Consider the following 18,006-nt stretch of genomic DNA (forward strand, 5'->3'; position numbering starts at 1 on the left):
GGTGCGGCTCCCGAGGTCAGGGCAGAGGCAGCAGCCCGCGCTCGCCGAACACCTTCCGGGCGACGTCGACGGCGTTCAAGGCGCGCGGGAACCCGCAGTAGACGGAGCTGTGCAGAAAGACCTCGATGATCTGCTGCGGCGTGAGCCCTACGTTGAGCGATGCGCCGACATGCACCTCGAGCTGCGCCTCGCTGCCGCCGAGTGCGGTGAGTATCCCGAGCGTCACGAGCTGACGCTCCTGCGGTTCCAGGTCGGGCCTGGCGTAGACGTCCCCGTAGCCCCACGCCACGATCTGGTGCCCGAGCTCGGGGGCGATGTCGGCCAGGGAGTCGATGACCTGGTGCCCGGCGTCGTCGTGAATGGAGTCAAGCACTTCCCTGCCGGACTCGAATCTTTCGGCGCGCACTGCATCGTTTTCGGTCATCGCCTTCTCCTTCTGAGCTGCCGGCATGGGTGATGTGGGCTCGCTAGATCGCCGCAGGAGCATGCGCCGGTAGGCGCGGTCCAAGTTCAACCGATGAGCGGCTGGCGGCGCAAGACCTTGATCCATATACATGCAGGTCAGGACGGCTCCGGGTGTCGGCGCGGCGTGCAGGACATGCCGAACGCCACGGACGTGGTCGGTGCGCGAGCCCACCAGCCCGTCGGCAATCTCCCGATCAGATCAGTCGGTCAGCGGGGCGAGGAGCAAGGTCCCCGCGTCCGCATCGAGCGCGCATTCGACCCCGAGCGGGACGGATACCGGGCTTTCAAGGTGTCCGAGCGGTAGCCCGGCGAGGACGGGCACTCCGAGCGAACCCAATCGGTCGTGGAGTACGTCCAAGACGGTCCATCCGCGGTCCTGGTACCCCTCGAACCCCTCGAGCACCCCGACCGCCACGCCCGAGACCTTTGCGAGCGCACCGGACAGCAGCAGCTGGGTCAGAGCGCGGTCGACCATCCCGAGACCGGCCGCACGATTGATCTCCAACAGCAGCACATGGCCGTCGAGGTCGTTGTCCACGACGCCCACGCTGCGAGCCAGCATCTCGAGGTTCCCGCCGAACAGGGGCCCGGCGACTGTGCCGGTGGTAGTGAGCTCGGCACCGTACTGACCGCGGTCGCTCCGCACCGGTTCGCCGCGCTCGCCAACGAGGAGCCGCTGAACGGTGCGCGCGTGAGCGCCGGCCACCGCGCCATGGACGGACGGAACGCCGGCCCGATGCCACAGCTGGTGCAGGGCGGTGATGTCGCTGTACCCGATGATCGGTTTCGGGTCTGCCCGGAGAGCCTCGGTGTCGACGTCGGCGAGCAGCCGGAGGCTTCCGCACCCGCCCCGCAAGGTCAGGATCGCTCTGACCTCCGGGTCACGGATCGCGGCGTTGAGATCTGCCGCGCGCCCACTGTCGCTGCCGGCCATGTACCCAAGTCGGTCGGCGGCATGGTCTCCGACGCGCGCCCTGAAGCCCCAGGACTCGACCGTTGCGACGCTCTCCACCAGCCACGAGTCCTCGCTCCAGCTGGCCGGGGAGACGAGCGCGATGAGGTCGTCGGGCTTGAGCCTCGGTATCGGAGCCACATCGAACCGGGGCTCGGGCAGTCGCGACATGGGCAGGACGCTACCTGGCCAGCGGCGGCGCGAGCCGGCGTGGCGTGTCACTTGGTGTTCATCCCGAACCGGCACGCTGGGACGATGGCGTCTCGCCCGACCTTCCCGGTGCCACTCCGCAGGGGGCGCCCGGGCACTCGCCGCGCCGCTTGGCTCCCGGCTGCCGCACTGGTGGTCGGTCTCATGACGGCCTGCTCGACGCCGTCGGCGTCGGCGCCGGGCGTTCTCCCCGCCATGCCACCCGGGCGTGGAGGCCCCGGAGGTCGTTGGCTGTGATCGCGATCGGGCGGTTGAGAGGTCGTTGCCGAGCGCTCGCCCTCGAGGCAGCCGGAGGGCTAACGCTTGCTCGGGTTTTCAATGCGCATTGTTTGGCCCTGACGTAGGTTTGCGCCGTCGGGGGCCATTCGGGACTTCCGCGCAATCTGGGGGGAACCACTCATGAAGAAGACCTTGACCCTGCTTGCTGCCGCTGCCGCTCTCGCTGGCTCCTTCGCCATCGCACCGGCCGCGTCGGCCAGCGGATGTGCTGTCGTCAAGAGCGACTACACGATGACTGTGTCCTGCCCGGACTCGGCGCCCGGGACGCAGTTCCAGGTCGTCAGCAGCTGCCCCGACGGCCTGCGGTACAGCCGCTGGGAGAACCAGGGGAACGCGATCACCATGCAGTGCCAGAACATCCGGCTCGCGGACATCCGCTTCCGCTGATCGGCCAGAACCCGTGCCCGCGCGATGACCGCCGATCGTAGGTACTGACCCGCTTGAGTCTCCCGATCGTTGGTTCGCGGCGAGTTGAAGTGCCCGGGATGCGGCCGTGAGCTCTTAGCAACGAAAGACGGTCCTGGCGAGTGATCCAGGACCGTCTTCGTCATGTCTGGGCCGGGTGCCGAATCGCACTCGGATGCACAGCTCGACACGAAGACGGCGGCACAGCTCGGTCACTCGACGGAGGCGACGACGCTGCGGCACTACGTGAAGCGGACGCACATAGCGCCCGACGTGCGGGTGGTTCTGGACCTGCTGGTCAACCAACCCGACAGCGACTCCCCCGAGGCGAATGTCATGGGGAAGTGATGGATCTGGGGGAACGACGACGGCCCCTAACCGGCAAAGATGCTGGTCAGGGGCCGTATCGTTCACTCCGGAACGCGGTAGCGGTGGGATTTGAACCCACGGTGGACTTTCACCCACACACGCTTTCGAGGCGTGCTCCTTAGGCCGCTCGGACACGCTACCTTTGCCCGCCGCAACAGCAGCGGGCCGTAGCAGGATACCCGGTCGATGCCCGGTTCCACGAATCGATAGACGGACCGTGGCCATCGTCTCACTCGGTCGGCAATTGTCCGACGACACAGCCTGCCTCGTCCGGCGACCCCACCACAACCGTAGAGTGAGCACATGGCGACGACCGCTGACGCAGAGCCCCTTCCCGAGGTAGCGGCCGGTCTCTCGGAGGCCAAGGCCGGCGACCTCGTCGAGCGCACGGCGGCCTCGATCCGCTCCTGGATCATCACGGGCACGGCGAAGCCCGGGGACCGACTCTCCGAGAAGACCGTGGCCGAGACGCTGGAGGTCTCCCGCAACACGCTCCGCGAGGCGTTCCGCGTGCTGACGCACGAGAACCTGCTCGTGCGGCGGCCGCACGCCGGCGTCATGGTGGCCGTGCCGTCGCTCGCCTCGATCCTCGACATCTACCGGGTACGCCGCATGATCGAGGGTCAGTCCCTACGGGACGCGCTACCCGGCCACCCGGCGACCAACATCATGCGAGAGGCCGTCGAGAGCGCCGAGCGGGCGCGCGACGAGAAGGACTGGCGAGCGGCCGGAACGGCCAACATGGAGTTCCACCGTGGGATCGTCGCGCTGTCCGACAGCGAGCACCTGGACCGGCTCTACGCCACCATCTCGGCGGAGCTGCGGCTGGCGTTCGGCCTGCTCGCGAATCCGGAGTACCTGCACGCCCCCTACGTGTCCCGCAACGCCCGGATCCTGGAGATGACCCTCGCCGGGGAGAGCGCGGCTGCCGCAGCCGAGCTCGACGACTACCTCGTCCAGTCGGAGCGAACGGTCGCGGCCGCATACGGGAGGCGCACCCCGAACCCGCCCGCCTGACCCAAGGAGAACTCACCGCGGCGGCGGCAGCTCCGCCAGCAGTTCCTCCAGCTGTGCCCGCGTCGTGGCCACGTACCCGCCCCGCAGGCGCATCGCCGCATCCCACACCTCGCGCTCCCCCGACGTCTGCCGCTCCAGCACGCTCATGTTCTCGGTGAGGTCGAGGCGCCGGTTGAACCCCTGGACGGTGTCGCGCCACCGGTGCAGACCGGACACGAGGACGGCATCCCTGCGCCGGTCGAGCGCGCCCGAGACGAGCGCCGCGTCGACCGCGGAGACCGCGAGCCGCGCAAAGACGGCTCGCGGGCGGTCGTCCGCAGCGCGCGCGAACCCGTTGTCCGCGAGGATCGCCCGGTTCCGCTCCAGCTCCCGCCGGATCACGGTCAGCACCTGGGCGCGTCGCTCGGCCTCGGCGCTCAGTCGCTCGACGACGAGCCCCGTCATGCCGGCGACCAGCGTCAGCGAGTTGACCGCCGGCTCCCAGCGCGGCTCTCCCGGGAGCGCGAACCACAGGACGCCGAGGACGAACGCTGTGGCCAGCAGCAGATAGGTGACCGTGGCGACGGCGGTGCGCGCGACAGTCACGTGGCGCTCCACCACCCACCGCAGGCCGGCCATGCTCACGCCCAGATCGTGAACGGCCGGTCGTCCGCCCTCGGTTCGGCGCCCTCCGGCCGCCCCACGAGGTAGACCCGGTCGCCCGGCCGGAGCGCGCCCTGAACACGGTCGAGGGCATCCGCGGCGTCGTCGGCGTCGGTCACCACCAGGTCCAGGTGAACGGAAAGGACGCGGGGCTGAACCGGCCCCGAAGCCTGACCAGGTTCCGGCGAGCCGACGTCGGCCCGCACTTTCCGCAGGAGGTGCGGCACCGCTCGGACCAGCACGCCGAGCCGGCGCCCTACGGGCTGCTGCACTGTCGGTTCGGCCATGTCGGTTCATCCTCCGGCGCGGGCTGGCAGTTCATCGCTGCACAACCAGGCTAGCCGCGTCCGACATAAGTATCTAGTTTGTTCAACAATTTGCCCTTGTCCCATGCGCGGTACCAGAGCGTGGCCAACGGGTTCCCAGGACCCTCCCAGCCAGTACCAGGCTTAGCCCAGCGGCACCACAGGGCACCACCGGGTCCATGCGTTTACCTCTGGTTCATCACCTCGCAAACCCCGGAGAACCGATGAATCAGTTCTTGCTCTATGCGGTCGACCTTGTCGCCGTCACCCTCCTGACCTTCGCCCTGTACTTCCCGCGGCACCGCCGGCGGGACCTCGTTGTCGCTTACCTCGGCGTCAACGTGGGCGTGCTCGCGGTGTCCGCGACGCTCTCCGCGAGCGCCGTCGCGGCGGGCCTGGGACTGGGCCTGTTCGGCGTCCTGTCGATCATCCGGCTGCGTTCCTCGGAGCTGTCGCAGCACGAGGTCGCGTACTACTTCGCGTCGCTCGCCCTCGGCCTGCTGGGCGGCCTGGGGACGAGCACCGGGTGGCTGGGGATCGCGGGCAGCGGCCTGATCCTGCTGGTCATGGCGCTGGCCGACCATCCGCGCCTGTTCGCCCGGCACCACAGCCAGCTGGTGGTGCTGGACCGCGCAATCGCCGACCAAGTAGAGCTGGTGAGGCATCTGGAGCAGTTGCTGGGGGCGCGGGTACACACGCTCTCCGTGCAGCGCCTGGACCTCGTGAACGACTCCACCTGGGTGGACGTCCGCTACTCGGAGGCGCGCCGCCTGCCCGTCGTGACCGACGACGGCACCGGCGCCCCCATCACCCTGCATCAGGGGGCCACGGCCGACGGACGCTCGGAGCTGGCGGCGGCGGCCCGATGATCGGCGCTCTCACCCCGGTCACCCTCGACGAGCTGAACGACGTCGCCGCCCTTCAGACCCGTCGCGACCGCAAGTACGTGCTGACGCCGGACGAGCTCGACGCACTGCTCGCCACGCTCCCGCCCGCCCGGGTGCTGGAGATCGACGGCGTCCGCTCGTTCGCCTACGACTCCACCTACTTCGACACCCCCGAGCTGGACGCCTACCACCTCGCGGCGACGCGCCGCCGTCGTCGGTTCAAGGTCCGCACGCGGACCTACGTCGACACCGGGTCGTGCTTCGTCGAGGTGAAGACCCGCGCGGGCCGCGGCACCACGGTCAAGGAACGGCAGCCGCACGACGACGCCGACCACCTCGGCATCGCACGCACCTTCGTCTCGGCCCGTCTGGCCGACGCCGGCGCGCCGCGGGTCCCCGTGCTCACCCCGACCCTGCGGTCGCGGTACCACCGCACCACGCTCCTGCTCGACGACGCACGGGTCACCCTCGACACGGGCCTCATCTGGGACCTGCTCGCGCCGGGCGGCATGGGCCGGCACGAAATTCCGCACGAAGGTCCCCTTGGAGGCGGGCCGACCGTGCACCGCAGCGCCGCGCTTGGCGACCGTGTGGTGGTCGAGACCAAGACCGCTGCCGGCTCCGGGCCCTCGTCCGTGGACCGTCTGCTCTGGCGGGCCGGGCATCGCCCCGACCGCATCTCCAAGTACGCCACCGGGATGGCCGTGCTGCTGCCCGACCTGCCGGACGCGCCCTGGCGGCGCCTCGTCCGGCGTCGGCTCGTGCTGTCGGAGCCGAGCCTGCCCACCCCCATGACCACCGACCTGACCAGCGAGAGGACCCCCTCATGAAGATCCGCCGACCCCACCCCGTCCTGACCGCCGCACTCACCGGCGCACTGGCGATCGGCGCCCTCGCCGGGTGCAGCGCGGCCGCCGCCGAGACCACGAGCGGCACGGGTACGACCACCACAACCGTCTCCGACGTCGCGACCACCGTGGACGACGCCCTGGCCGACAACGAGGACTACACCGGCCTCGCGGCCCTCGCCGACGAGACCTGGGACACCTCGAGCGAGACCGCTGTGTCGCTCGACGGCGACAGCGCTACCGTCTCGGGCGACGGAGCCACGGCCGACGGCTCCGCGGTCACCATCTCTGCCCCCGGCACCTACCGGATCAGCGGCACTCTCGACGACGGGCAGGTGGTCGTCAGCTCGGAGGCCGACGGCGTGGTGCGGCTCGTGCTCGACGGCGCCGACATCACCAGCTCGGCCGGCTCCGCGATCGCCGTCACCCAGGCCGACGACGTCTCGGTGGTACTCGCGGACGGCTCGTCCAACAGCCTGACCGACGCGTCGACCTACGAGGACACCAGCGAGGACGCGCCCAACGCCGCGCTGTTCTCATCCGACACCATGGTCGTCTCCGGCACGGGTGCGCTGACCGTCACCGGCCGGTCGAACGACGGCATCGCGTCCAAGGACGGCCTCGTGATCGCGGGCGGCGACATCACCGTCACCGCTGTGGACGACGGCGTGCGCGGCAAGGACTACCTGGTCGTCGCCGGCGGCGCCATCGACGTCGACGCCGCCGGCGACGGCCTCAAGGCGGACAACGAGGACGGCACGAACGACGACGGCGAGACCGTCGGCTACGCGGCACTCCTCGGCGGCGAGGTGACCGTCGCGGCCGGCGACGACGGCGTGCACGCCGAGAGCGAGCTCGTCGTCGACGGCGCCACGGTCACCGTCTCCGAGTCCGTCGAGGGCCTGGAGGCGGCGCACATCCTCGTCGCGGGCGGCACTGTCGACGTCACCTCGTCCGACGACGGCTTCAACGCCGCGGGCGGCACGACCACGACCGACGAGACGTCCTCCGATGCGCCCGCCGAGGGCGAGGCTCCGGCGTCGGACGCGATGCCGCAGGGGGAGCGGCCGCAGGGCGGCGGGGGCGGCATGCCGGGCGAGGCAGCGGGTGACTTCTCGCTGGTGATCACTGGCGGCGACGTTACGGTCGACGCCGGAGGCGACGGCCTGGACTCGAACGGGACGCTGACGGTCTCGGGCGGCGACGTGACCGTCCTCGGCCCGACGGATGCGGGCAACGGCACCCTCGACAGCGCCAGCGCGATCACGGTGGACGGCGGCACGCTGCTTGCGGTGGGATCGTCGGGCATGCTGCAGACTCCGGGCGACGGCTCGGAGGGCTGGGTCGCCGCGACCTTCGACACGCTGAGCGCGGGTTCGGAGCTGGCCGTGGTCGACTCGTCCGGGACGACGGTCGCCGAGGTGACGCTGACCAAGGACGCGCAGGCGGCGGTCCTGGCCTCGGCGGACGTGACCAGCGGCGAGGAGTACACGCTGCGGGCGGACGGCGCGGACGTCGCCATCGTCACCGCAGGCGAGGCGCCGGAGGGCTCGGGCATGGGCATGCGTCCCTGACCCTGGGTCTCGACAGGCTCGACCACCAACGGGCCAGGCTCGACCACCGACGGCCAGGCTCGACCACCGCGTGATCGCCACCGGTGGTCGAGCCTGTCGAGGCCGTGCGCGCGGATCAGTACACGTACGGCCAGCCCGCGGAGTCGTAGCCGAGCAGGTTGATGCCCAGCCGCGACGCTCCGCTGTCCGTGTAGTAGTGGTAGAAGAGCGCGTCTGCGTCGCCGTCGGCGAGCACCGCCTGGTGGCCCGGACCGTGGATGCTCCCGTGGCCGGCCAAGATCTCGGTTCCGCCGCCGGACGTCATGGCGGTCCCGGCGCGGTCGACGTAGGGACCGGTGACCGACGTCGACCGCCCCACCATCACGCGGTAGGTGCTGTTCGCGCCCTGGCAGCAGGCGTCGAACGAGACGAACAGGTAGTAGTACCCGTTGCGGTAGTGGATGGTCGGCGCCTCGACGGCGCCGCCGCCCCGGCCGGCGATGCTCCGGAACTCGGTCCCGGACCGCTTACCCGTCGCGGGGTCGAGCCGGATCATCTTGATGCCCGACCAGAACGAACCGAAGCTCATGTACCAGCGGCCCGACTGGTCGATCACGAGGTTCGGGTCTATCGCGTTCCAGTTGTCCGACGTCCTCGACTCGATGACGAGGCCCTGGTTGGTCCACGATCCCTGCGCGCCAGTCGTGCTCGTGGCCAGGAAGATGCCCGAACGGTTCGAGCCGAACGTCGAGGCCGAGTAGTACATGTAGTAGCGGCCGTTGACGTACGTGATGTCCGGCGCCCAGACGTTGTTGCTGCCGTTCGTGTACGTGTGCGCCCATGGGACGCCGTTCGGGAACGCGGCTCCGGCGTCGTTCCACTGGGTGCGGTCCGAGGACGTCTTCAGGGTGATCCCGTCGCCCGTGTGGGCGAGCAGGTAGGTGCCGCTGGGCGACTTGGCGACCTCCGGGTCGTGCACCCCGACGCTCCCGGTGACGACACCCGGACTGGGATACGCCGCCACGGCGGCGGGCGCCGCCGTCGTGCCCGACGCCGCCGTCGTGCCCGACGCCGCTGGGGTGACCGCGAGCCCTGCGGCGACGAGCAGCGCGACGGCCGCCTGTCGGCGTCGGGCGCTGCGGGTGGAACGTACTGGGACCTGGTGCATCGTTGCCTCCGTCCGTTACGAGCCGACAGCGACGGGGGCCCCATGCGAGCGTTCATATTCCGGCGCCGGACCGTCGTCGCTCCGACTTCTACAAGGTTGTAGAACAGTGTGGGACGGGTGAATTCGCACGTCAAGGGGCAAAGCGGATCCGCGTTGCCGCAGGCCTCGGCCGGACCTCGCGCTCGGCCCCGCCCGGGCTGTTGAACCCTGCCGAATGCGAGGTAGTGTGCCGACACCGCCGAGGGAGGACACCGATGCCCGCGCCCACGCTCTTCGACTACTCGGACCACAGTCCGTACTCGAACCCTGGAACCCACACGGGGTTCTTCACCGAGCTGAGCACCGACCCGGAAGACCTGCACCAGTTCGTCTGCTCCGCCGTCGTGCACTACCGGGCCGGTGGCCCGCGACTGACCGAGGCGCAGAGAGCCGACCCGGACCGCCGCTGGCTGACCTCGATCCTGGACGCCGCCGAGATGCGCGCCCCGCTCGACGGTCCGCGCACGCAGGCGCAGCAGGTGGCCGGCTGCTGCCGCGACCACACGCTCCTCGCGCTCGGCGTGCTGCGCACGCACGGGATCCCGGCGCGGTCCCGGATCGGTTTCGCCACGTACTTCACGCCGGGCTGGCACGCCGACCACGTGGTGGGCGAGCGCTGGGACGGCGACCGCTGGGTGCGGTTCGACCCGGAGCTCGACCGACAGGACTTCGACTTCGACGTCCACGACATGCCCACCGGACCCGAGTCGCCGTTCCGCACCGCTGCCGAGTCGTGGCTGGCGATCCGCGCCGGGACGACCGACCCGGCCACGTACGGCGTGGATCCGGATCTGCCGGGGCTGAGCGGCCGGGACTTCGTGCGCGACTACGTGCTGCTCGAGGTGGCGCACCGGCACCGCGACGAGCTGCTGCTCTGGGACCTGTGGGGATCGCGGCTCAGGAGCCCGGTCGTCCGCGAGGCGGAAGGCGGGCCTGCGGCCTCCTGGATCCAGGAGGCCGGCCTGCCGGGCGCCGACGTGTCCGACGCCGAGCTCGACACCGTCGCCGACGAGCTCGCCTACCTGCTCGTCGCTTCCGACGCCGGTGACGAGTCGGCGGCCGACCAGCTCGCCGAGCTGTACCGCGAGGACGTGCGGCTGCACCCGGCCGAACGCGTGCTGACGCTCTCCCCCACGGGCCACGCCGGCATAACGGACCTCTCCGCCCACTGACGTTTGTTGCGGGCGTGATCGTTGCGACTGTCCGCCCGTTTTAGGCGCAACGATCACGCCCACAACAAAGGGGTCAGAGGCGGCGGGTTAGGTCCTCCAGGACGGGGGTCACCCCCGAGTCGATCTTCACCGTCGCGTACTTGTCGCCCCGGGTGATGCCGCGGTTCACGATCACCACGGGCTTGCCCTCGTCGGCCGCGTGCCGCACGAACCGCAGCCCGCTCATCACGGTCAGCGACGAGCCGGCGACGAGCAGCGCGTCGGCGGAGTCCACCAGCGCGAACGCCCGCTCGACGCGCTCGCGCGGCACGTTCTCGCCGAAGTAGACGATCTCCGGCTTGAGCATGCCCCCGCAGAACTCGCAGGGCGCCGGCCGGAAGTGGGCGGTCGACTCGATGACGGCGTCGGCGTCCGGCGCGATCTCGATGTCCGCGACATCGCCGACGGACTCCAGGAAGCCTGGATTGAGGGCGTCGAGCCGCTCGGCGAGGTGCGCGCGGGAGATGACCCGGGCGCAGGACAGGCAGATCACGCGGTCGTAGCGTCCGTGCAGGTCGATGACGTTGCGGGAGCCCGCATCCTCGTGCAGCAGGTCCACGTTCTGGGTGATGATCCCGGCGAGGATGTCGCGCTCCTCGAGCCGGACGAGCGCCCGGTGGCCCGCGTTCGGCGCGGTGCGGTTCACGTGCTGCCAGCCGACGTGGTTGCGCGCCCAGTAGTGCCGGCGGAACTCCTCGTCGCCCACGAACTGCTGGTAGGTCATCGGGCTGCGCGGCGGGGAGTCGGGGCCCCGGTAGTCGGGGATCCCGGAGTCGGTCGAGACCCCGGCACCCGTGAGTGCGGTGATCCGGAGGCCGCTGAGGACCGCTACGGCGTCGTCCACGGTGGTGCGGGCGACCTCGACGGCCTCGGGCTGCCAGGTCGTGGGGCGGGCTTGAGGAAACACCCTACGAGGGTATGCCGCGAGCGGGCCGCCGTCCTTGCCATGTGTTCCATTTCGCAGTGCCCCACATCCCGCTAACCTGGGATTTCTTTGCACCGGAGCATGAGGGGACCGCGTGGGCGACTCAGCGATATCAAGGATCGACAGCACCTTGGCCGGCGACGACTTCGCGTGGTCCGTGACGCTGGTCGGCGAGGACCAGTCCGACAAGCTCGCCACCCTTGCCCAGTACCTCGACGACGGCCACTCGGCCTCGGGCGACGGCAAACGGGTCCCGTCGGGGTACGCATACTGGGGTATCGGTCCCACCATCGCCTGGTTCAACGCCTCGAACGACCCGACCTACATGGTGATCAAGGTCGGCACGGAGATGTTCCGCAGGCAGTGGCGCAGCATCTCGCCGCTCGTCACCGACGAGTGCGTGCACCTGGTCAGCCTCGGCGTGGGGACGGGCGCCAAGGACGGGATGTTCCTGGAGACGATGCTTCGGGCCAACCCGTCGATGCTCTACATCCCGGTGGACATGAGCGCCGAGATGCTCCGGACCGGCTCCCGCACCGCCGTCCGGGACGCGCACTTCCCTCTGGATCGCTCGCTGGGCCTGCAGATCGACCTCTCCCTGGACGGCAACCTCGAGGAGCTGCAGCAGTTCCTCGACCGCCTGGTCGGCGAGGAGTCGATCCTCTACTCGCTCGTCGGCAACACCGTCGCCAACTTCGACGACGACGCGGAGTTCCTCAACGGGATCGCGCGGGTCCTGCGCCCTCAGGACCGGATCCTCGTCGAGTTCGCCACCACGGAGGACCTGGCCCCGGGCACCGTGCACGCCGCCGAGGCCGAGTATCGGCAGACCCGTGGGTTCGTGGAGTTCGTGGCGAGCGCCGTCCGCTACAACACCGACCTCAAGATCGACCTCGACCAGGTCAGGTTCACCGGATCGGTCGAGGACGAGAGCATCCTCCTCAAGGTCTACTGGCAGAACGCCGGCGGCGAGGCCATCCGGATGCTCATCCCCGGCAGCCGCCCGATCCACCTCGAGCCGCACGACACCATCCGGCTGTACACGACCCGCAAGTACACGACCGTGCGGATCGACCAGCTGGTGGCCGGCGCCGGCCTGCGCACCACCCACAGGCAGCGGGAACGCTTCCGGCACACCCAGCGACAGAACCCCTTCGGCCTGGAGCTGCGTCTTCTGGCGCACGACGAGAACGCGCCCGTCGAGCTGCCGACGTTCGACGTGTGGAACTGATGCCGGCGCGGCTGCGCCTGCTGCGGCGACGGGTCGCGGCGGCATGGTCGAACCGCCGCTGGGCCCGCCGGCGGCGCGTCATCGTCGCCGTGGTCACCTATGCCCTCCTGGCCGTCGCGTTCGTCCTGGGCATCCTGTGGATCCTCGGCGTCGGACCCGAGTGGGAGCCCTGGGTCAACTCCCTGACGCTCCTCGCGGGCGTCACCGGACTCATCGTGGAGCGCCAGAACGCAGAGACGGAGCGCCGCTCGGAGCTGGTCGCCTCGGTGGTCTTCGAGCTGCAGCAGAACCGCGCCATCGTCGAGCGCCGCCTCGCCGGGCTCCGGACCGGGGGTCAGCGCGCCCTGTCGGTCAGCCCTCGGCTGGCACTGTCGGCCGTCGACGCCGCACTCGCCTCGGGCGTGCTCAGCAGGGCGCCCGACAGTGCCCTGGTCGAGAAGCTGCACCGCTGGCGGGAGCGCGTCCAGGGCTACAACTGGCGGCGGGACCTCACCGAGTTCGAGCTCATGCTCATCAAGTACCAGGACGGCGATAACGTCGGGTCGAACATGTCCAGCCTGGCGAACGAGCGGCTGTACCTGCTGCGCCTGCGGACGCTGCTCGACCAGCTGCACTCCGCGCTGCCCCGGGTCTGACCCGGTGCTCCGGGCCGCTCGAGCCGCCAGGCCCGGCTGAGCCCCGGCCCAGCCCAGGCTCAGCCCCGCCGGGCCTCGAAGAACTCCCGGAGCAGGGCCCCGCACTCGTCCTCGCGGATGCCGCCGAGCACCTCGACCTCGTGCAGCGCGCGCTGGTCGCGCACCAGGTCCCACACCGAGCCGGTGGCGCCGGCCTTCGGGTCCCAGGCGCCGAGGACCAGGCGCCGCACCCGCGCCTGGACAAGCGCGCCTGCGCACATCGCGCACGGTTCCAGGGTCACCACGAGCGTGCAGCCGGTCAGACGCCACTCGCCGCGCGCGGCTGCAGCGGCCCGCATCGCGAGCACCTCGGCGTGGGCGGTCGGGTCACCCGTCGCCTCCCGCTCGTTGCGCCCGACGCCGATCACCCGGCCCGCCTCGTCGAGCACCAGTGCCCCGACCGGCACGTCGCCGGTGTCGAGGGCGCGGCGGGCCTCGCCGAGCGCGACGCCCATCCAGCTCTCCCAGTGCGCGCGACGCTCGGCGGCGTTCATCGCGCTCAGCCCTCCCGTGTCAGACACACAGGTCACCCTAGTGACCTACGCGTCTGACAACCTGGTTGTGCGGTCCAGGAGCACCGCTGCCCGGTAGCGTTGGCCCCATGCGCCTTCACGTCGTCGATCACCCCCTGGTCGCCCACAAGCTGACCGTCCTGCGGGACGAGACCACGGACTCGCCCACCTTCCGCCTGCTCGTCGACGAGCTCGTCACGCTCCTGGCCTACGAGGCCACGCGCGAGATCGCCACCGAGCCGCACGAGGTGAAGACGCCGATCACGACCATGACGGGCACCCGCCTCGCGTCGCCGCCGCCGATCGTGGTGCCGATCCTGCGCGCCGGCCTGGGCATGCTGGACGGCATGAGCCGCCTGCTCCCGACGGCCGAGGTCGGGTTCCTCGGCCTCGTGCGCGACGAGGAGACGTTCAAGGCCGTCACGTACGCGAACCGCCTGCCCGACGACCTCACCGACCGGCACGTGTTCCTCATCGACCCGATGCTGGCCACCGGCGGCACGCTCGTCGCGGCTATCGACTACGTGCTGGAGCGCGGCGCCCGCGAGGTGACCGCGGTCTGCCTGCTCGCCGCTCCGGAGGGCATCCGGCTGCTCGAGGAGCACGTGGGCGAGCGGGCGAACCTGTCAGTGGTGGTGGCCGCCGTGGATGAGCGACTTAATGAGAGAGCTTATATTGTGCCCGGCCTTGGCGACGCTGGAGACCGTCTCTACGGCATCGTCTGAGTCATCGGCGGCATAGGCATCGTCTGACGTGTCGGCTGTGCCGTCCCCGCTCGACGCTTCCTCGACCGAGGCCGCCTCGTCGTCGCAGGGGTCGTCCAACAAGGGCAGCTGCTCGGCGTCCGTGCTCGCCGGGGTCGCGAATGACGTCGGCTCGGTCTCGCACTCCGCGTCGGGGAGACACAGCGTGCCGTCGACCGAGAACGAGCGCTCCACGGTGTGTGCGGCGCCCTCCAGCTGTCGGGTGAGCCGCACGGTGACGTTGCCCTCGCTGCTGATCGCGGTGTCGCGCTTGAGCTCGAGCTTGGTGGTCTCACCTGCGGGGACCGGCTTGTCCGGCCCCTTGTCGCCGCTGCCGTCGTCGACGAGTACGCCCGTCCAGTCGTGGCCGGTCCGGTTCTCGACAGTGGCCGTGAGGTGCGTGTGCATGTCGACGCACTGCGCCGCGGCGTCGACCGACATGTGCTCGGGCTTGGGCCAGCTGAGCTCGGCGCACGACTCGAACGAGACGTCCGTCACCAAGAGCGTCTTGCCGACAGCCGTCAGGGTCGCGGTGCCGGTACCCCAGACCACCGGGAACTCGATCAGCTCCACCTCCCCGGCTGGGACGGTCCTCGTCATGCCCGCCACGTGGAATGGGACGGGCAGGGTCGAGGCCCTGTTGTCGGCCGTGACCGCGTACATCCGCACCGAGTGGTCCTGAGCGGCGTCGAACTCGCAGGCACCGGCGGCCCTCGTCGTCTGGCCGTTCGTCGGCGCGATCATGGCGCCGTCGTGGTGCGCCGTCGGGTTGGCGTCCGGCACTACCGGATCGCTGGGCAGGTCCCCGTCGCTGTCGACCCCGTCGCGCGAGAGGCGGAAGGTGGCGTCACCCTCGGGCAGGTTGGTGCGCTCGGTGTTCACCGAGAGGCTTACGGTTGTGCCCGGCGCGACGACGCGACTCGCGGACTCCATGGTCGTGTCGCCCACCGGCACGGACATGACGGCGGTCAGCGGCTCGTCCGACTGGTTGGTCACCGTGCCCTCGACACCCACGGTGCCACTGGCGTAGACGGTCTCCACGCTCGTGTCGGTGGCCCACCGGGGCGAGTAGCAGTCCTCCCGCCCATGGTCACCCGCGGTGACGCGGGTCTCGTAGGTCTGGCCCTCCACCTCCGTGGCCACGACGAACACGGCCTGGCCGGCCGGAACGCGCAGACCGTCGGGGACGGTGAGCCGCGTGACATCGCCCGGTGCGAGGTCCTTGCCGGAGGCCGCATTGCCGCCGGCCGCCTCGAGGGCAACGCGCACGGTGCGGTTGGTCGTGTTGGTGTAGGCGCCGGTGACGGCGGCGTTTGCCTCGCTGACACCGCCCTTGGCGAGGCAGGTCGTGGCGACCTCGCCCACGCCGTCCTCGGCGTCCGCCCAGGCGGACGTCCCGACCAGCGTGGCCGACGCCGAGCGCGCGCTGCCCTCGAGGACGGGGGTGACGTTCGCGGCGCCGAGCACGGTGGGCTCCTCCGACGACTGCGCCGCGGTGGTGATGTTCAGCGTCATGCCTGCCGTGGCGCCAGGGTCCAGCGTCACGGCTGCCCCGTCCGTCCCGGCGCGCGGGGTACAGATCCAGGCGTTCGGCAGCTCGGCGCCGCGATCACAGGACAGCTCGGGCTGTGCCGACGCGGGCTTGACGGCGTCGGGCAGGGTGACCCGGACCGACCAGCCGGCGGGCACCGTACGGTCACCCGTGCTGCCGACGCGGACCGGGAGCGCGGCGGTGCCGGGGCTCGCGAGCGAGACGTCTTCGGTCTGCGCGGTGAGCTCCGGACCGAACGGCGCCACCGTACGGCCCGGGAGGTCCACGCCGAAGGGCGCGATGCCGTCCGCCCAGACCCGGGCACCGACGGGGTAGTCGCCCCCGGAGTTGGCCTCCACCGGCACGACCACCTCGTGCGTCGCACCCGGCGCGAGCTCGCCGACCGAGCAGAGCAGGACGTGGTCCTGCTCCGTGGGCATACAGGCGGCCGGACCCTCGGTAGGCATCGACCCCCGGTCGGCGGGTGCGCTGGGCGTGGCGCTCGGCTGCGCCTGCGCCTTGCCGGCGTCGGACGCATCGCTCGTACCGGAGCCGGACGGGGGCACGGTTGACGGGCTAGACGTCGGAGCGTCCTGGCCGCCGTCCTCCGAACCGTCGGCCGTTCCCACGGAGTGCGGCACCAGGCGGCCGCTGACACCCGTACCAAAGGCGCCGTCCGGCTTCGCGACACCGAGCCCGGGCGGGAGCGTGATCTCCAGCTGGGTACCCGTGGTCTCGGTGCTGCTCGTGTTCTTGACGGTCAACGACAGATTCTGGGTCTCGCGCGGGGTCAGCGGCTGCGAGGCGTCGGTGTAGTCGACGTCGAAGTAGACGGTGTTCGCGCCTGGCCCGATGTCGGTGGGCTTGGGCTCGCCGTTGACCTCCTCGGTGCCCGGCAGCTCGCGACCCTGGCTGACTGCGATCACCGTGTCGGTCAGCGGGTCGTCGTCGGCCGGTGTCGCGATCTGCAGTGCCGCGACGATGCCCACCGCGGCGACGGCAATCGCACCTGCGGCCACGCTGCCGCCCGTCGCGGCGGCCGCGGCAGAGGCAAGAGCACCGGCAGTGGCGGAGACGGCGGACGAGACCGCGCCGGACAACGTGCTGGTCGAGGCAACGGTGACCGTGGCGGCCGGAGCGCCGCCGGCGGCCGCGCCGGCTCCTGCACCGGCCTTGGCCGCGACGGCCAGGCCGCCGATCGGCACGCCCGCGCCGACCAGGGCAAGACCGCCCGCACCCAGCACCAGCGGGGCGATGACGGTCTTCATGCCGTGCGCGACGTCGTGGAGCTCGAGCACCAGGGCGCTACAGGTGCCGCAGGTGGCGAGGTGGTCGTTGATCTTCGCGGTCTCGCGCTTGGACAGGCTCTCGCGCACGTACCCGCCGAGCAGCGGGTTGACCGTGCGGCACATGTCCGACGGCGCGTGCGTCAGGTGCTGCTGCAGGTATCCCGCGCGCAGTGCTTCCTTGGCGCGGTAGAGCAGGGCGGAGACGCCGTTGGCGCTGAGGCCGAGCGCGGGCGCGATCTGAGCGGGCTTGAGGTCATCGACCAGTACGTACCAAAGCACCTCACGCCAGCGCTCGGGCAGGTCGAAGTAGGCCTTGGAGACCACGCTGCGCTCGAAACCGGCGAGTGCGGGATCCTCCTCCGACGCCACCCGGCCGAGCACTGACTCGATCTCGTCGTCGGTGGTCGGGCGGGTGCGCGCGGCGCCACGGGACACGTCGAAAGACCTGTGGCGCACGACGGTGTACAGGTACGTCCGAAACCCGGCGTCAGGACCCGCGCCGCGACGGAGCATCTCGAACAGCTTGCTGAAGGCGTCAGCGACGACGTCGTCGGCGTCCGCGGGCGAGACGTACTGGCGGGCGAGAGCGCGTGCGGCGCCGGCGTGACGTTCGTAGAGCACACCAAAAGCGTCGCGGTCACCTGACCTGACCTGGAGGATCAGTTCCGCGTCGCTCGGGGTTCCCCCGGTGCTGCTCTCGACTTGCTTCACGTCTACCCAGACTTTCGCGCTCGTCGCCCTGCCGATGACT

At 70.7% G+C, this 18,006-nt stretch carries 18 protein-coding genes and 1 tRNA gene; 10 read left to right on the plus strand and 9 right to left on the minus strand.

The window, feature by feature from the left end; translation table 11 throughout:
• Positions 1-16 precede the first annotated feature (16 nt).
• On the minus strand, positions 17-424 hold the full coding sequence (locus tag IE250_RS23130) for a carboxymuconolactone decarboxylase family protein (protein ID WP_189671682.1): 408 nt from the start codon (positions 422-424) through the stop codon (positions 17-19).
• 240 nt (positions 425-664) lie between these two features.
• Positions 665-1,588 carry a S66 peptidase family protein gene (locus IE250_RS23135; protein ID WP_189671683.1) on the minus strand — a complete coding sequence of 308 codons (924 nt, stop codon included), beginning with the start codon at positions 1,586-1,588 and terminating at the stop codon, positions 665-667.
• A gap of 438 nt (positions 1,589-2,026) precedes the next feature.
• Between IE250_RS23135 and IE250_RS23140 the strand changes: the two genes are divergently transcribed.
• Together IE250_RS23140 and IE250_RS23145 are read left to right on the plus strand one after the other, a co-directional pair.
• Positions 2,027-2,293 carry a hypothetical protein gene (locus IE250_RS23140; protein WP_189671684.1) on the plus strand — a complete coding sequence of 89 codons (267 nt, stop codon included), beginning with the start codon at positions 2,027-2,029 and terminating at the stop codon, positions 2,291-2,293.
• 162 nt (positions 2,294-2,455) lie between these two features.
• Positions 2,456-2,659 carry a hypothetical protein gene (locus IE250_RS23145; protein ID WP_189671685.1) on the plus strand — a complete coding sequence of 68 codons (204 nt, stop codon included), beginning with the start codon at positions 2,456-2,458 and terminating at the stop codon, positions 2,657-2,659.
• Between the two features lie 75 nt (positions 2,660-2,734).
• Here IE250_RS23145 and IE250_RS23150 read toward each other — a convergent pair.
• Positions 2,735-2,821 (minus strand) — tRNA-Ser (locus tag IE250_RS23150).
• 162 nt (positions 2,822-2,983) lie between these two features.
• On the opposite strand from IE250_RS23150, the gene IE250_RS23155 reads away from it, so the two are divergent.
• On the plus strand, positions 2,984-3,697 hold the full coding sequence (locus IE250_RS23155) for a GntR family transcriptional regulator (RefSeq protein ID WP_189671686.1): 714 nt from the start codon (positions 2,984-2,986) through the stop codon (positions 3,695-3,697).
• Between the two features lie 12 nt (positions 3,698-3,709).
• Here the strand turns inward: IE250_RS23155 and IE250_RS23160 are convergent, their stop codons facing one another.
• Together IE250_RS23160 and IE250_RS23165 are read right to left on the minus strand one after the other, a co-directional pair.
• Complete coding sequence (locus IE250_RS23160; RefSeq protein WP_189671687.1) at positions 3,710-4,321, minus strand: hypothetical protein; 612 nt, start codon at positions 4,319-4,321, stop codon at positions 3,710-3,712.
• Positions 4,318-4,626 carry a hypothetical protein gene (locus tag IE250_RS23165; protein WP_189671688.1) on the minus strand — a complete coding sequence of 103 codons (309 nt, stop codon included), beginning with the start codon at positions 4,624-4,626 and terminating at the stop codon, positions 4,318-4,320. Before IE250_RS23165 ends, IE250_RS23160 begins: the two co-directional genes overlap by 4 nt.
• A gap of 242 nt (positions 4,627-4,868) precedes the next feature.
• Between IE250_RS23165 and IE250_RS23170 the strand changes: the two genes are divergently transcribed.
• The 3 genes from IE250_RS23170 to IE250_RS23180 are packed head-to-tail and all read left to right on the plus strand — an operon-like array spanning position 4,869 to position 7,953.
• On the plus strand, positions 4,869-5,513 hold the full coding sequence (locus IE250_RS23170) for a DUF4956 domain-containing protein (RefSeq protein WP_189671689.1): 645 nt from the start codon (positions 4,869-4,871) through the stop codon (positions 5,511-5,513).
• On the plus strand, positions 5,510-6,361 hold the full coding sequence (locus IE250_RS23175; protein WP_189671690.1) for a polyphosphate polymerase domain-containing protein: 852 nt from the start codon (positions 5,510-5,512) through the stop codon (positions 6,359-6,361). The genes IE250_RS23170 and IE250_RS23175 overlap by 4 nt, the downstream gene beginning before the upstream one ends.
• Positions 6,358-7,953: a carbohydrate-binding domain-containing protein gene (locus IE250_RS23180; protein WP_189671691.1), complete on the plus strand. Its 1,596-nt coding sequence runs from the start codon at positions 6,358-6,360 to the stop codon at positions 7,951-7,953. Before IE250_RS23175 ends, IE250_RS23180 begins: the two co-directional genes overlap by 4 nt.
• A gap of 115 nt (positions 7,954-8,068) precedes the next feature.
• Here the strand turns inward: IE250_RS23180 and IE250_RS23185 are convergent, their stop codons facing one another.
• Complete coding sequence (locus tag IE250_RS23185; protein ID WP_189671692.1) at positions 8,069-9,100, minus strand: arabinan endo-1,5-alpha-L-arabinosidase; 1,032 nt, start codon at positions 9,098-9,100, stop codon at positions 8,069-8,071.
• Between the two features lie 254 nt (positions 9,101-9,354).
• On the opposite strand from IE250_RS23185, the gene IE250_RS23190 reads away from it, so the two are divergent.
• Positions 9,355-10,311: a transglutaminase-like domain-containing protein gene (locus IE250_RS23190; protein ID WP_189671693.1), complete on the plus strand. Its 957-nt coding sequence runs from the start codon at positions 9,355-9,357 to the stop codon at positions 10,309-10,311.
• A gap of 73 nt (positions 10,312-10,384) precedes the next feature.
• On the opposite strand, the gene IE250_RS23195 is transcribed toward IE250_RS23190, so the two are convergent.
• Entirely contained in the window at positions 10,385-11,194 is an 810-nt protein-coding gene (locus IE250_RS23195; protein WP_189671744.1) for a Sir2 family NAD-dependent protein deacetylase, read from the minus strand.
• 175 nt (positions 11,195-11,369) lie between these two features.
• On the opposite strand from IE250_RS23195, the gene IE250_RS23200 reads away from it, so the two are divergent.
• Positions 11,370-12,506 (plus strand): L-histidine N(alpha)-methyltransferase, encoded by a 1,137-nt coding sequence (locus IE250_RS23200; protein WP_189671694.1) that lies wholly within the window; start codon positions 11,370-11,372, stop codon positions 12,504-12,506.
• Positions 12,497-13,141, plus strand: coding sequence for a hypothetical protein (locus tag IE250_RS23205; RefSeq protein WP_189671695.1), 645 nt, complete (start codon positions 12,497-12,499; stop codon positions 13,139-13,141). The genes IE250_RS23200 and IE250_RS23205 overlap by 10 nt, the downstream gene beginning before the upstream one ends.
• A 59-nt stretch (positions 13,142-13,200) precedes the next feature.
• Here IE250_RS23205 and IE250_RS23210 read toward each other — a convergent pair whose 3' ends face one another.
• Positions 13,201-13,635, minus strand: a complete 435-nt coding sequence (locus IE250_RS23210; RefSeq protein WP_189671745.1) for a nucleoside deaminase — start codon at positions 13,633-13,635, stop codon at positions 13,201-13,203.
• A 146-nt stretch (positions 13,636-13,781) separates the two neighbouring features.
• Here IE250_RS23210 and upp point away from each other — a divergent pair, with 146 nt between their 5' ends.
• Complete coding sequence (upp, locus tag IE250_RS23215; protein WP_189671696.1) at positions 13,782-14,417, plus strand: uracil phosphoribosyltransferase; 636 nt, start codon at positions 13,782-13,784, stop codon at positions 14,415-14,417.
• Here the strand turns inward: upp and IE250_RS23220 are convergent.
• The gene (locus IE250_RS23220) at positions 14,319-17,966 is read right to left on the minus strand and encodes a sigma-70 family RNA polymerase sigma factor (RefSeq protein WP_189671697.1); all 3,648 of its coding nucleotides are present in this window, start codon (positions 17,964-17,966) and stop codon (positions 14,319-14,321) included. The two genes, upp and IE250_RS23220, sit on opposite strands and share 99 nt — an antisense overlap.
• Positions 17,967-18,006 lie beyond the last annotated feature (40 nt).

The organism is Promicromonospora soli, from assembly GCF_014653785.1.
Lineage (GTDB): Bacteria > Actinomycetota > Actinomycetes > Actinomycetales > Cellulomonadaceae > Promicromonospora > Promicromonospora soli.

What these genes read in the sequence shown, in the direction of transcription:
- IE250_RS23210 (WP_189671745.1), bottom strand. Translation starts at nt 13,635, where the DNA reads ATGGGCGTCGCGCTCGGCGAGGCCCGCCGCGCCCTCGACACCGGCGAC.
- IE250_RS23190 (WP_189671693.1), top strand. Translation starts at nt 9,355, where the DNA reads ATGCCCGCGCCCACGCTCTTCGACTACTCGGACCACAGTCCGTACTCG.
- IE250_RS23135 (WP_189671683.1), bottom strand. Translation starts at nt 1,588, where the DNA reads ATGTCGCGACTGCCCGAGCCCCGGTTCGATGTGGCTCCGATACCGAGG.
- IE250_RS23145 (WP_189671685.1), top strand. Translation starts at nt 2,456, where the DNA reads ATGTCTGGGCCGGGTGCCGAATCGCACTCGGATGCACAGCTCGACACG.
- IE250_RS23185 (WP_189671692.1), bottom strand. Translation starts at nt 9,100, where the DNA reads ATGCACCAGGTCCCAGTACGTTCCACCCGCAGCGCCCGACGCCGACAG.
- IE250_RS23155 (WP_189671686.1), top strand. Translation starts at nt 2,984, where the DNA reads ATGGCGACGACCGCTGACGCAGAGCCCCTTCCCGAGGTAGCGGCCGGT.
- IE250_RS23170 (WP_189671689.1), top strand. Translation starts at nt 4,869, where the DNA reads ATGAATCAGTTCTTGCTCTATGCGGTCGACCTTGTCGCCGTCACCCTC.
- IE250_RS23130 (WP_189671682.1), bottom strand. Translation starts at nt 424, where the DNA reads ATGACCGAAAACGATGCAGTGCGCGCCGAAAGATTCGAGTCCGGCAGG.
- IE250_RS23140 (WP_189671684.1), top strand. Translation starts at nt 2,027, where the DNA reads ATGAAGAAGACCTTGACCCTGCTTGCTGCCGCTGCCGCTCTCGCTGGC.
- IE250_RS23180 (WP_189671691.1), top strand. Translation starts at nt 6,358, where the DNA reads ATGAAGATCCGCCGACCCCACCCCGTCCTGACCGCCGCACTCACCGGC.
- upp (WP_189671696.1), top strand. Translation starts at nt 13,782, where the DNA reads ATGCGCCTTCACGTCGTCGATCACCCCCTGGTCGCCCACAAGCTGACC.
- IE250_RS23165 (WP_189671688.1), bottom strand. Translation starts at nt 4,626, where the DNA reads ATGGCCGAACCGACAGTGCAGCAGCCCGTAGGGCGCCGGCTCGGCGTG.
- IE250_RS23175 (WP_189671690.1), top strand. Translation starts at nt 5,510, where the DNA reads ATGATCGGCGCTCTCACCCCGGTCACCCTCGACGAGCTGAACGACGTC.